This window comes from Mesorhizobium sp. B2-5-13 (genome assembly GCF_006440535.1).
Classification (GTDB): domain Bacteria; phylum Pseudomonadota; class Alphaproteobacteria; order Rhizobiales; family Rhizobiaceae; genus Mesorhizobium; species Mesorhizobium salmacidum.
Map to the genome: position 1 here is coordinate 87,885 of NZ_VFUI01000014.1, position 12,690 is coordinate 100,574.

General features: G+C 62.3%; 14 protein-coding genes. 8 read left to right on the forward strand and 6 right to left on the reverse strand.

The window, feature by feature from the left end; all coding sequences use genetic code 11:
* Positions 1-77 precede the first annotated feature (77 nt).
* Positions 78-1,013 (forward strand): ribose-phosphate pyrophosphokinase, encoded by a 936-nt coding sequence (locus tag FJ434_RS21460; protein WP_019860650.1) that lies wholly within the window; start codon positions 78-80, stop codon positions 1,011-1,013.
* Between the two features lie 7 nt (positions 1,014-1,020).
* On the opposite strand, the gene FJ434_RS21465 is transcribed toward FJ434_RS21460, so the two are convergent.
* On the reverse strand, positions 1,021-1,917 hold the full coding sequence (locus FJ434_RS21465; RefSeq protein WP_140712469.1) for a helix-turn-helix transcriptional regulator: 897 nt from the start codon (positions 1,915-1,917) through the stop codon (positions 1,021-1,023).
* Between the two features lie 138 nt (positions 1,918-2,055).
* Here FJ434_RS21465 and FJ434_RS21470 point away from each other — a divergent pair, with 138 nt between their 5' ends.
* The gene (locus tag FJ434_RS21470; RefSeq protein WP_181166047.1) at positions 2,056-3,297 is read left to right on the forward strand and encodes an MFS transporter; all 1,242 of its coding nucleotides are present in this window, start codon (positions 2,056-2,058) and stop codon (positions 3,295-3,297) included.
* A 73-nt stretch (positions 3,298-3,370) separates the two neighbouring features.
* Here the strand turns inward: FJ434_RS21470 and FJ434_RS21475 are convergent, their stop codons facing one another.
* Positions 3,371-4,228: an alpha/beta hydrolase gene (locus FJ434_RS21475; RefSeq protein ID WP_140504928.1), complete on the reverse strand. Its 858-nt coding sequence runs from the start codon at positions 4,226-4,228 to the stop codon at positions 3,371-3,373.
* Between the two features lie 151 nt (positions 4,229-4,379).
* Between FJ434_RS21475 and FJ434_RS21480 the strand changes: the two genes are divergently transcribed.
* From FJ434_RS21480 to ychF, 4 genes are all read left to right on the forward strand, one after another.
* Positions 4,380-4,808 (forward strand): MarR family transcriptional regulator, encoded by a 429-nt coding sequence (locus tag FJ434_RS21480; RefSeq protein ID WP_140751077.1) that lies wholly within the window; start codon positions 4,380-4,382, stop codon positions 4,806-4,808.
* Positions 4,809-5,045: 237 nt separating this feature from the next.
* Entirely contained in the window at positions 5,046-5,687 is a 642-nt protein-coding gene (locus tag FJ434_RS21485) for a 50S ribosomal protein L25/general stress protein Ctc (protein WP_027143359.1), read from the forward strand.
* A gap of 24 nt (positions 5,688-5,711) precedes the next feature.
* A complete protein-coding gene (gene pth / locus FJ434_RS21490; protein ID WP_140504925.1) occupies positions 5,712-6,452 on the forward strand; it encodes an aminoacyl-tRNA hydrolase in 741 nt (246 codons plus the stop codon).
* A gap of 98 nt (positions 6,453-6,550) precedes the next feature.
* Positions 6,551-7,654, forward strand: coding sequence for a redox-regulated ATPase YchF (ychF, locus tag FJ434_RS21495; protein WP_140751075.1), 1,104 nt, complete (start codon positions 6,551-6,553; stop codon positions 7,652-7,654).
* Positions 7,655-7,852: 198 nt separating this feature from the next.
* On the opposite strand, the gene FJ434_RS21500 is transcribed toward ychF, so the two are convergent.
* Complete coding sequence (locus tag FJ434_RS21500) at positions 7,853-8,761, reverse strand: DUF6602 domain-containing protein (RefSeq protein WP_140751073.1); 909 nt, start codon at positions 8,759-8,761, stop codon at positions 7,853-7,855.
* 290 nt (positions 8,762-9,051) lie between these two features.
* Between FJ434_RS21500 and FJ434_RS21505 the strand changes: the two genes are divergently transcribed.
* Together FJ434_RS21505 and FJ434_RS21510 are read left to right on the forward strand one after the other, a co-directional pair.
* On the forward strand, positions 9,052-9,522 hold the full coding sequence (locus FJ434_RS21505; protein WP_140751071.1) for a MaoC family dehydratase: 471 nt from the start codon (positions 9,052-9,054) through the stop codon (positions 9,520-9,522).
* On the forward strand, positions 9,519-9,977 hold the full coding sequence (locus FJ434_RS21510; RefSeq protein ID WP_140504920.1) for a MaoC family dehydratase: 459 nt from the start codon (positions 9,519-9,521) through the stop codon (positions 9,975-9,977). The genes FJ434_RS21505 and FJ434_RS21510 overlap by 4 nt, the downstream gene beginning before the upstream one ends.
* A 208-nt stretch (positions 9,978-10,185) precedes the next feature.
* Here the strand turns inward: FJ434_RS21510 and FJ434_RS21515 are convergent, their stop codons facing one another.
* The 3 genes from FJ434_RS21515 to FJ434_RS21525 form a co-directional block, all read right to left on the reverse strand.
* Positions 10,186-10,731 (reverse strand): adenine phosphoribosyltransferase, encoded by a 546-nt coding sequence (locus FJ434_RS21515; RefSeq protein ID WP_027143364.1) that lies wholly within the window; start codon positions 10,729-10,731, stop codon positions 10,186-10,188.
* 228 nt (positions 10,732-10,959) lie between these two features.
* Positions 10,960-11,655 carry a phosphatase PAP2 family protein gene (locus tag FJ434_RS21520; RefSeq protein ID WP_140751069.1) on the reverse strand — a complete coding sequence of 232 codons (696 nt, stop codon included), beginning with the start codon at positions 11,653-11,655 and terminating at the stop codon, positions 10,960-10,962.
* Between the two features lie 148 nt (positions 11,656-11,803).
* The gene (locus FJ434_RS21525) at positions 11,804-12,676 is read right to left on the reverse strand and encodes a cytochrome c1 (RefSeq protein WP_140504917.1); all 873 of its coding nucleotides are present in this window, start codon (positions 12,674-12,676) and stop codon (positions 11,804-11,806) included.
* Between the last annotated feature and the right edge of the window lie 14 nt (positions 12,677-12,690).

Genomic DNA, 12,690 nt, shown 5'->3' on the forward strand with positions numbered 1-12,690 from the left:
GCGCGGGCCGCTAAAAGCCCGGTTAAAAGGCGCAGGAGAGTCCGCCAGGCCTCTCCGTCCTCCACCAGGAACGGTGCATGAAACTCTTCGCGGGCAATTCCAACAGGGTGCTGGCCGAAGCGGTCGCTCGCTATCTCAACATCCCGCTGGGCAAGGCCAGTGTCAGGCGCTTCGCCGACCAGGAAATCTTCGTCGAAATCCAGGAGAATGTGCGCGGCGAGGATGTCTTCATCCTGCAGTCGACCTCGTTCCCGACCAACGATCACCTGATGGAACTGCTCATCATGATCGACGCCTTCATGCGCTCCTCGGCCAAGCGCATTACGGCCGTTATCCCCTATTTCGGCTATGCCAGGCAGGACCGCCGCGCCTCCGGCCGCACGCCGATCTCGGCCAAGCTGGTCGCCAACATGATCACCCGCGCCGGCGTCGACAGGGTTTTGACGCTGGATCTCCATGCCGGCCAGATCCAGGGCTTCTTCGACATCCCGACCGACAATCTGTTCTCGGTGCCGGTGATGGCCCGCGACGTCAAGGCAAAATACAAGCAGCTTGGCAACGTCGTCGTCGTATCGCCCGATATTGGCGGCGTGGTGCGTGCCCGCGCGCTTGCCAAGCGCTTCGACGCGCAGCTCGCCATCGTCGACAAGCGTCGTGAGCGTCCGGGCGAATCGGAAGTCATGAACATCATCGGCGCGGTCGCCGGCAAGGATTGCCTTTTGATCGACGACATCGTCGATTCCGGCGGCACGCTGTGCAATGCCGCCGACGCGCTGCTGGCCAACGGCGCCACCAGCGTCACCGCCTACATCACCCACGGCGTGCTGTCGGGCGGCGCGGTCGCTCGCATCAGCGGCTCGAAGCTGCAGGAACTGGTGATCACCGATTCCATCCAACCGACGCAGGGCGTGCTCGACGCGCCCAACATCCGCGTCATCTCGATCGCCGACCTGATGGGCGAAGCCATCTCGCGCACGGCGACCGAGGAATCGGTGTCGAGCCTGTTCGACTGAAAACCCGTCACCCCTGCGGCAAGGCCGATGGCGTCGGTGCCTCTGACCGGGCCGGAGCTCGCCGCATGCCTTCGCCGGCATCGCGCGCGCCGCGCATATAGCCGCGCGGCGAGGAACCCAGCATGCGCTTGAACATGGTGATGAAGGCCGGCACGCTGTCATAGCCGAGATCGAGCGCCACCCGGGTGATCGGCTCGCCGTCGGCGAGCCTCGGCAGCGCCGCGAACAGGCAGGCCTGCTGGCGCCATGTTGACAGCGACAGGCCGGTCTGGCGCTGGAAGGCGCGCGTGAAGGAGCGTCGGCTCATGCCGACCGTATCGGCCCATTCGTCGATCGTCGCATGCGGTGAGGGTGCGGCGACGAAACGCCGGCAGAGCGCCGCCAGTTTGGGATCCGACGGGAACGGCAGGCCGAGCGGCCGCTCCGGCAATTGCGGGATCTCGTGCAGGAGAAGGTTCATGATCAGGCCGCCGCGCCCTTCAAGCTCGCCGCCTTGCGGCAGCTTCTCGGATTCCACGATCAGACTGTGCATCAGGTCGGTGATGCCGACGACGCGCATGCCCTCCGGCAGGCCCGGAATCGCCTGCGGCATGACATAGACCGAGCGCATCGAGACATCGCCCAGCATCTCGACGGAATGTTCGATGCCGGCCGGGATCCACATCGCATGGTCCGGCGGCACCATCCACCGGCCATGCCGCGTCGTCACCAGCACGACGCCGACCAGCGCATGCAGCAACTGGCTGCGGCTGTGGTGGTGGTGCGGCACGTGGTAGCCGTCCGGATATTCGGTCGGCAACACCACCGCCGGCCCGACCGCCTGCTCGAGCCACTGCCAGCGCAGCCCGTGCAATTGCTCGAGATCGGCGTGGCCGGCGCCGAAAATCTCCCTGGTTTTTGGCATTCGGTATGGCCCACTTGCGAAACTCTTGGACCAAACCACGAAAGAAGTCGCTTGGCAACCGGACTATAAGGCAGCCTGCGGGAAGCGCCCGCCACACCGCCTGCGGGAAAAACCGCCAAAAAGACTACGGAGCCTATCTTGACCGATACAACAGCCACCAGCGTCGCGCCGCCTGCGACCGCCAGTCACGCTTCAGTCCAGGCGACGGCCTTCACCGTCATCCTGGCGGTGAGCCTCTGCCACTCCATCAACGACATCATGCAGTCGCTGCTATCGGCCATCTATCCGCTTCTGAAAGACAATTACGGCCTCGACTTCTGGCAGATCGGCCTGTTGACCTTCACCTTCCAGGTGACGGCATCCCTGCTGCAGCCGATCATCGGCGCGGTTACCGACAAGCGGCCGATGCCTTATTCGCTGCCCTGGGGCATGGCGTCTTCGCTGATCGGCCTGGTCGTGCTGGCCTATGCCGGGCACTACTACCTCCTCCTGATCGGCGCCTCGCTGATCGGCATCGGCTCGGCGATCTTCCATCCGGAGTCCTCGCGCATCGCCCGCTTCGCATCCGGCGGCCGGTTTGGCCTGGCGCAGTCGCTGTTCCAGGTCGGCGGCAATTTCGGCCAGTCCATGGGCCCATTGCTGGCCGCCTTCATCGTCGTGCCCTTCGGCCAGACCAGCATCGCCTGGTTCGCCGTCGGCTCGCTGATCGGCATCGTCATCCTGTGGCAGGTCGGCGGCTGGTACAGCCGTCTGCGCGCCGCGCAAGGCAATCGCAAGACGGCAAGCTTCGTCTCGCCCTTCCCGCGCCGCAAAGTGATGTGGGCCTTGGTGGTGCTGACCTTGCTGGTGCTGACCAAGAACGCCTACATCGCCAGCCTGGCCAGCTACTACACCTTCTACTCCATCCATAAGTTCGGCGTTTCGGTGCAGATGTCGCAGGTCATGCTGTTTCTCTTCCTCGGCTCTTCGGCGCTGGGCATCCTGCTTGGCGGTCCGTTCGGCGACCGCTATGGACAAAAGGCGATGATCTGGTTCTCGATCGTCGGCGTCCTGCCCTTCACGCTGGCGCTCCCCTACGCCAACATGGAATGGACGATGGTGCTGACCGTGCTGATCGGCCTGATCCTGTCGTCGGCATTCTCCAACATCGTCGTCTTCGCGCAGGAACTGGTGCCGGGCCGCGTCGGCACGATCGCCGGCATCTTCTTCGGCTTCGCCTTCGGCGTCGGCGGCATCGCGGCCGCCGTGCTTGGCGTCGTCGCCGACATGAAGGGCATCGATTTCGTCTTCCAGATCTGCTCCTACCTGCCGTTCCTGGGATTGCTGACGGTGTTCCTGCCCAACATGAAGGAAGCCCGCAAGGCGCAGGCAGCCGCATAAAATCATCCGAGCTGTATCCAGGCAAAGGCACCCGCCATATGGCGGGTGCCTTTGCCATTCAGGCGGGAAGGATTCAGGCCTTGAAGAAGGCCAGCAGGTCGGCGTTGATGATTTCGGCGTGGGTCGTGGCCATGCCGTGCGGAAAGCCCTTGTAGACTTTGAGCTCGCCCTTCTTGAGCAGCTTGATGGTCAACAGCGCCGAGTCGGCAATGGGGACGATCTGGTCGTCATCGCCATGCATGACCAGCACCGGCACGTCGATCTTCTTCAGGTCTTCGGTAAAGTCCGTCTCCGAAAAGGCCTTGATGCAGTCATAGTGCGCCTTGGTGCCACCCATCATGCCCTGGCGGTACCAGTTGTCGATCACACCTTGCGAAACCTGCGCATCCGGGCGATTGAAGCCGTAGAACGGGCCGGCGGGAACATCCACGTAAAGCTGCGCGCGGTTGGCGGCAACGCCTGCGCGGAAGCCGTCGAACACCTCGATCGGCAGGCCGCCGGGATTGGCTGGGGTCTTGAGCATGATCGGCGGCACCGCGCCGAGCAAGGCCGCTTTGGCAACACGGCCGCCCGCACCATACCGGGCGACATAGCGCGCCACCTCGCCGCCGCCGGTCGAGTGGCCGACATGGATGGCATCCCTAAGGTCGAGATGCGCGACAAGTTCAGCCACATCGGCGGCATAGGTGTCCATCTCGTTGCCGATATCCGTCTGCGTCGACCGGCCATGGCCGCGGCGGTCATGGGCGATGACGCGGTAGCCTTGTGACAGGAAGAACAGCATCTGGGCGTCCCAGTCGTCGCTGCTCAACGGCCAGCCGTGATGGAAGACGATGGGCTGGCCGGTTCCCCAGTCCTTGTAATAGATCTGCGTGCCGTCCTTGGTGGTGATCGTGCCGCTGCCTGAGCCTGATTTGGTCTGCGAGGTCATCTCAATCTCCGTTCGATTAGTATCGCAATAAACAATATCGCGATAAGATATCGCTAGCGCAGCTTGATCCCCGTGTCTACAAAAAATATGTATCGCGATATCATTTTTTGCAGTACATATTTTAGGCGTTTAATCGGCAAAGGAATGCGTCGTGCCTCTCCCGTTGGACAATCAGCTGTGCTTCACGCTCTACGCCACCAGCATGGTGATCAATCGCACCTACAAGCCGATGCTGGACGAGATGGGCATCACCTATCCGCAATATCTCGTGCTCAACGTGCTGGGCGAGGCTGACGGGATGTCTGTCGGCACGATCGCGCACAGGCTCGCTCTGGAATCGAGCACGGTCACGCCGCTGGTTAAGCGCATGGAACAATCCGGCCTGGTGACCCGCCGGCGCAGCCAGACCGACGAGCGCCAGGTACAGGTCGACCTGACATCAGCCGGCCGCAAGCTGCTCGTCCAGTGCAATTGCCTGAACGAAACCCTGGTTGAGCGCTCGGGCATGACGCTGGCCGAGCTCGACGCCCTGAACCGGCAGGTCCAGGCACTGCGCTATGCCTTGAGCGGCGACCGTTAACGACGGCCTTTCCCACCTCCGCTTGCACGCCTGCCCGCCTTCCGCTATAGAGCCGCCACCCGCGTAGACACCCTTGGAGGCAACGCGGCGGAAGGCTGCCTTCCCCTTGTGATCCCGAACAAAGATCCGCTCGCTGCGGTTTCCGGCATTCGGGCACCGAGGTCTGGCGGCTTTCGACGTTTACGGCCTGGCACATCGCCAACCGTAGGCGCTCCATAACACGCGAAAGGAAAAGCCATGAGCCACGATACTTACGAGCTCAAGGCCGAAGCGCGCGAACAGGTCGGTAAGGGGTCCGCCCGTGCAGTTCGCCGCAACGGTAAAGTGCCTGCAGTAATCTACGGTGACAGACAGCCTCCCCTGGCGATCGCGCTCACCTACAAGGACATCTACTACAAGATCCATGGCGGCGGGTTCCTGACCACGGTCGCCACGATCGATGTCGACGGCAAGAAGATCCAGGTCCTGCCGAAGGACTTCCAGCTCGACCCGGTCAAGGATTTCCCTGTCCATGTCGACTTCCTGCGCATCGGCAAGGACACCGAAGTCAACGTCGATGTTCCCGTGCACTTCATCAATGAAGACAAGTCGCCCGGCATCAAGCGCGGCGGCGTGCTCAACATCGTGCGTCACGAAGTCGAGTTCCACTGCCCGGCCAATGCGATCCCGGAATTCATCACCGTCGATCTCACCGGTGCCGACATCGGCGATTCGATCCACATCTCGGCGGTCAAGCTGCCGGCCGGCGTCAAGCCGGTCATCTCCGACCGCGACTTCACCATCGCGACCGTTGCCGGCTCTTCGGCGATGAAGCCGGAGACGGAAGAGACGGTTGAGGTTGCGGCTCCCGAAGCGGCTCCCGCCGCCGAAGAGAAGTAACTCTTTTCACGCCCGGAGGCGACGATGCTTGTCTTTGCAGGCCTCGGCAATCCGGGCGCGAAATACGCTGAAAACCGGCACAATGTCGGCTTCATGGCGGCGGACGCTATCGCCCGCCGCCATTCCTTTTCGCCCTGGTCGAAGAAGTTCCAGGGCCTGATTTCCGAAGGCACGCTCGGCGGCGAAAAGATCATCCTGATCAAGCCGCAGACCTTCATGAACCTGTCCGGCCAGTCCGTCGGCGAAGCGCTGCGCTTCTACAAGCTCGACCTTTCCGCCCTCACCGTCTTCTATGACGAGATCGATCTTGCCGAAGGCAAGCTGCGTATCAAGACCGGCGGTGGCGCCGGTGGCCACAACGGCATCCGCTCGATCGACGGCCATGTCGGCAACGCCTATCGGCGCGTGCGCATCGGCGTCGGCCATCCCGGCGTCAAGGAAATGGTCCAGCATCATGTGCTCGGTGACTTCGCCAAGGCCGACCGCGACTGGCTCGACCCGCTGCTCGATGCGATCGCCGACAATGCGGCGATGATCGTCAAGGGCGACGAATCCGGCTTCATGAACAAGGCCGCCCTTGCCGTCCAGGGTAAGGCGGGCGTCGAACCGGAAAAGCCGGCGCAGAAGCAGTCGAGCCCGAAACAGCAAAGCCCGAAACAGCAAAGCCATGTCCGCCAGGCCCGCCCCCAGCAGGCGCCCGCCAAACTGCCCGAGACCGGCCCGATGGCCGCCATGCTGAAGAAACTCTTCGGCAACAAGGACTGAAGCGTAGGCGCATGTGGCCTTACAGGGCTTGACGTTCCTAACCCCTATCGCCCATAGCCCTCATCAAATTTCGCTTTTTCCCGATAGGACCGGACAAAATGGGTTTCAAATGCGGCATCGTTGGCTTGCCCAATGTCGGCAAGTCGACGCTTTTCAACGCGCTGACGAGGACGGCCGCCGCGCAGGCCGCCAATTATCCCTTCTGCACCATCGAACCGAACACCGGCGAGGTGGCGGTGCCCGATCCGCGCCTGCAGAAGATCGCCGAAATCGCCAAGTCGAAGGAGATCATTCCGACGCGCATCTCCTTCGTCGACATTGCCGGCCTGGTGCGCGGCGCCTCCAAGGGCGAAGGGCTGGGCAATCAGTTCCTCGCCAACATCCGCGAGGTCGACGCCATCGTGCATGTGCTGCGCTGCTTCGAGGATGACGACATCACCCATGTCGAGGGCCGCATCGACCCTGTCGCCGACGCCGAGACGGTCGAGACCGAGCTGATGCTCGCCGACCTCGACAGCATCGAGCGCCGCATCGTCCAGATCCGCAAGCGCGCGGGCAGCAAGGACAAGGAAGCGACGACCGTATTGCCGATGATGGAGGCGGCACTGGAGCTGCTGCAGGCCGGCAAGCCGACCCGCATCCTGCTCAAGGGGATTTCGGCGGAGGACCTGCGCATCCTGCAGGGCCTGAACCTCTTGACCTCGCATCCCGTGCTCTATGTCTGCAACGTCGCCGAGGTGGATGCCGCGACCGGCAACGAGCACACCAGGGCCGTGGAGAAGATGGCCACCGCGCAGGGCGCCGGCACCGTGGTGATCTCGGCCGCGATCGAGGCCGAAGTCGCCCAGCTCTCGGACGAGGAAGAGATGGAGTTCCTGTCCTCGCTTGGGCTCGACGAGCCTGGCCTGAACAAGGTCATCCGCGCCGGCTACGACCTGTTGCATTTGATCACCTATTTCACCGCCGGGCCGAAGGAAACGCGCGCCTGGACCATCCACAAGGGCGACAAGGCCCCACAGGCCGCTGGCGTCATCCACACCGACTTCGAACGCGGCTTCATCCGCGCCCAGACCATCGCCTACAACGACTTCGTCACGCTGGGCGGCGAAGTGGCGGCCAAGGAAGCCGGCAAGGCACGCGATGAAGGCAAGGAATACGTCGTCCAGGACGGCGACGTCATGCTGTTCAAGTTCAACACGTGATGTGATTGAGGACACGCAGCAGCGGCGGCGTGTTCGACCAGCAAGGGAATCTCAAAATCAACAGATCGGTATCTGTGGATGCTTTTGGGTCCAAGCACTCTCTATACCCGCGCCGCGAGTTGGCTTCGCAAGCTGCCTCGGCCGCAGCTGGGTCAGAGCGAGCCGCTGCCCGCTTCAATGCTCTCGACTTGAGAGGACTCAGCCTGTGTTGTGCGACCTTCCAGTTCTATCTCCCTCCCGAGGGCTCCACGCGGGGCTATCGCCGGGTGAGAACGTCTCCCAGGACGCGAACGAGCTGTAGTGCTCAAGATCCACCTGATCGAACGCGTCTCGTCTGTAGGGGTATGTGTCAGGACGAAGGATACTGGAACCCTCCTTTTCGACCTTGAGCGGAACAACTGGAAGCATCGAACTTAGGCGTTTGGGCAGTTCCATGAGAAAGTGCCAGAGCCCGTTTTCTTTGATGGCCGACACACGCTGCTCCGGCTTTCGATAGGCCTCATGTTCCAAGAACAGGCCGCTGTCCTGATCCAAGACGCAAAGCCCGTGCACATGAGCGTGTTCCACCTTTTTTGTGATTTCCTGGAACATCTTCGCTAATTTAGCTTCAGTCGGGCCTCCATACCCGAAGACAAAAAAACGTGGGGGCAGGTCCGATGGTCGTCTTTCGTATCGCACCGGCGTCTTTTTCTCGGCAGGCAATTGCCAAAGGTATTTCTTGTTTGGCTCTCCATCTGGATTCTTGCACATATTTCGTATGAAAAGGCAGTTAGTGAAGGCGTTTTTAAGATTATCCTTTTTTATGTTCGTTTTTACCTCAATAACGCCGTACACCATCTCGATCGGGTAGATTTGCCATGCTTCAGAGGAGTAAAACGGCACGTTGTTCAGCGCATCAAAGATGATGATGTCGCACTGTGGACTCATTCTTCCGTGTTCGCCTCCCGAGACTAGGAAGCCGGTCCCTATCCCGAATTTCGCCGGCAGGTACCTGCGTAGCATTCGAACGAGATGGGTTTCGTTAAGACGTCCGACCTCGCCCGGATGGGACGTAAGCGAGCTGAAGAACTCCTTCTCTATGCGCAGTTGAGCAATGTTCCCGGCCATCAACTTATCGACGTTAAATAACCCCATAAGGATACCCTCCACTGAACCCATTTTACGAGAAGCGCATTGCCCAAGGCTAGTGCGGCTTTGCCGATCTTGCTGAACTCGGCTTCATTATCGGTCATGTGCGGATGTGCCTTGATCGGACATTTCCGCCCGCCGCACCCTGGCTCTGAAGCGGCCATACATTGGCTGGTTCACCAGAAAGGGCTTGACCAAACCGCCCGCGGCCTGCATCCGGATTTTCCGATCCAAGGGGATCGCGCATTCTACAACCGGATTTGCAGACCATGACCGGAAAGACATGGGCCTATGAGGACTTCGTCGAAGGGGCCAAGTTCGACCTCGGCACCAAACAGGTGAGCGCGGCCGAGATCATCGAGTTCGCCAGCGAGTTCGACGCCCAGCCGATGCATCTCGACGAGGAGGCCGGCAAGGCCAGCATCCTCGGTGGCCTCTCGGCTTCGGGTTGGCACACCTGCGCCATGTTCATGCGCATGCTGTGCGATGCCTTCTTGCTGGACTCCACCTGTCAGGGCGCGCCCGGCGTCGATCAGGTCAAATGGAAGAAGCCGGTGCTCGCCGGCGATACGCTGCGGGGCAACCTCGTGGTTCTGGCCAGATGCCTGTCGAAGTCGAAGCCGCAGCTCGGCTTCGTGACCATGCGCAGCGAACTCGTCAACCAGCGCGGCGAAAGCGTCTTCGAACTCGAGAACTCCGTCATGTTCCTGACGCGCGATGCCGCGGGGAATGCGTCATGACGCTGGATGAATTCTTCCGCATCGGCACGACCGTCACACTCGGTTCGCACACATTCGAACCCGAGGCGATCAAGGCGTTCGCCCGCAAATACGACCCGCAGATTTTTCATATCGACGAGGAGGCGGCGAGGAAGAGCGTGCTAGGCGGGCTCTGCGCCTCCGGCTGGCACACTGCGGCCACCTGGATGAAGCTGAACCTGGAGACCCGCCTGGATGCCGAAGGTTGGGACGGCCCGGTGCCCGAATTCGGCCCCTCGCCCGGATTCAAGAACCTGAAATGGCTGAAGCCCGTCTACGCCGGGCAAACCATCACCTTCACGCGCACGGCCCTTTCCCACCGCCCCATCGCGTCCCGCCCCGGCTGGCGGTTGCTGGCGCTGCTCTGCGAGGCCTCCGATTCGACCGGCGGCAAGGTGCTGGAATTCGAAAGTGCGGTGCTGGTGAGGGTTGGGTGAGGCGTCTCTTCCTTCTCCCCTTGTGGGGCCCGAAGGGCGGGCGAGGCCCGTGACTCGCCCAGGGCGGTGGCCTCGCGAAGCGAGGTCGGATGAGGGGTGCTCCAGCTTGGCGCCGACGGCACTGCGTCACCCATCCCTCAACCGTCTCGGCGCTGCGCGCCGATCCGCCTTCTCCCACAACAAGCGGAGAAGGAACAGACTCGACCCCTCAATGTCCCTCGAAGCCGATCAGCGTCCGCACCGGCACGCCGAGCGCCTCGAGCTTGGCGCGCCCACCCAGATCCGGCAGGTCGATGACAAAGCAGGCGGCGAGAATATCCGCCCCGATCTGGCGCAGCAGCTTGACCGCCGCTTCCGCCGTGCCGCCGGTGGCGATCAGATCGTCGACCAGGATCACCTTCTCGCCGGGCGCGACGCCGTCCTTGTGCATTTCCATCTCGTCCAGCCCGTATTCCAGGCTGTAGGCGACGCGCACGGTCTCATAAGGCAGCTTGCCCTTCTTGCGGATCGGTACGAAGCCGGCCGAGAGCTGGTGGGCGACGGCGCCGCCCAGGATAAAGCCGCGCGCTTCGATGCCGGCGATCTTGTCGATCTTCTGCCCGGCATAGGGATGCACCAGCTCGTCGATGGCGCGGCGGAAAGCGCGTGCGTTGCCGAGCAGTGTGGTGATGTCGCGAAACAGGATGCCGGGCCTGGGATAGTCGGGGATGGTGCGGATCGACGCCAGCAGCGTGTCTTCGAGCGAGGATTTCATGAAGCGGCTCCGGATGATCCAGCTGACAGAAGCGAAACGGCGCGGGGCCGATCGTAACCCGGCGCGACCGACAACGGCTAGCGCGATGTGACGGTCGAGACAAGCGCATCCGACAAAGGATTTGGCAGCGATGCCAGGCGATTTCCTTGCCGTGGGCCGCAGGCCCTGGCCGACACGAAAAGGGGCGCCCGAAGGCGCCCCGCTCGAACAGATGGCTATCGGCCAATTTTACATGCCGAGATCGGAACGAAGCTCCGCCCTGGCTACTTCGTACTCGGCCTTGAAGTCATCGCGGTTGAGCAAGACCGCGGCGATGACGCTGCCGGAAATCTTGCCCATCTCGACGTCGGACGGATAGTGGATGCCGCCGACGATGCGGTTATGGGCGAACTCGGCCGCGCGCGCCATGATCTCGGCACGCCTCTCCGGAACCATGTCAGCCAGAATGATGCCCATCATCGTGCCGACGGTCGCATGGCCCGACGGCCAGGAACCGGAGCTCGACAGCTTCACCACCGGCTTCACGAGATCGCTGAGCTGGTGCGGACGCGGGCGCTTCCAGACGTCCTTCGCCGGATCGACGACGGCGCCTTCGGTCTCCACCACGCGATCGAAGAAGGCGCTGAATTTCGGCAGCTTGTCCTTGTTGAAATTCGGTCCCATGACGTCGGCGAAACGCCAGACGTTTTCCTCGGCATCGGCGATGGCGCGGGCTTCCATTTCGGGTGTGCGCGTGACTTGCATGGTCAGCACCTCGCCAAGCTCGGCCTTGGTCTCGGCCGAATCATTGGCCGGCGGCGGCGGCAGGATCATCGTCAGGTCGACGTCCTTGTTGGTGATGAAGGGCTTTGCGTCTTCGGCGCGGGCCGTGGAACCAACGACGAGCAGCAGCAGGCCTGCCGCTAGCGATGCGTATCTATTCATGGGCGTAATCCTTTGATGAGAGCGCCGCAGGATCGCGATGTGTGGTGACGGCCATGTGACACCGCCGAGACGTGGCGGTGCAATCCACCCGAAAAACAGAAAAGGGCGCCTCGCGGCGCCCCATGTCGTGCCTTGAACGGCCCAACGCCTAATGTGCGACGGCTTCCCATACCTTGCGCTTGGTCATGTAGACCAGGGCGCCGAACAAAAGCAGGAACACCAGCACGCGGAAGCCCATCTTCTTGCGGTCTTCCATGTGCGGCTCGGCCGCCCATGTCAGGAAGGCAGCCACGTCGCGGGAATACTGGTCGATGGTTTGCGGCGAACCGTCGTCATAGGTCACCTGGCCGTCGGAGAGCGGCTTGGGCATCTTCAGCGACACGCCCGACATGAAATACGGGTTGTAGTGCGTGCCTTCCGGGATGACCATTCCGGCCGGGGGCGTCTGGTCATAGCCGGTCAGCAGCGAATGGATGTAGTCGGGACCACCGGCATCATACTGGGTGAAGATGTCGAAGACGAACTGCGGGAAACCGCGCTCGACGCCGCGCGCCTTTGCCAGCAGCGACATATCCGGCGGCGCCGCGCCGCCATTGGAGGCAGCGGCGGCTTCCTCATTGGCGAACGGCGCCGGGAAATGATCGGATGGCTTCCCGGGACGGTCGAACATGTCGCCGGCATCGTTGGGGCCGTCGTGGATGGTGTATTCGGCTGACAGCGTCTTGATCTGCGCGTCGCTATAGCCGAGGTCCGACAGCGTGCGGAACGCCACCAGGTTCATCGAATGGCAGGCCGAGCAGACTTCCTTGTAGACCTTCAGGCCGCGCTGCAGCTGCGCCTTGTCATAGGTGCCAAACGGGCCGGTGAAGCTCCAGCTCATTTCCTTCGGCTCGTTGATCGGGAAATGCGTCGGTGCCGCCGCGTTGTGCGCTTCTTCAGCCGCTAACGCCCAAGTGCCTGCTACTCCGGTGCCGGCGGCCACAAGGCCGATCAGCGCCAGCGAGGTGAGAATCTTCTTCATGCCAAATCCCCTTA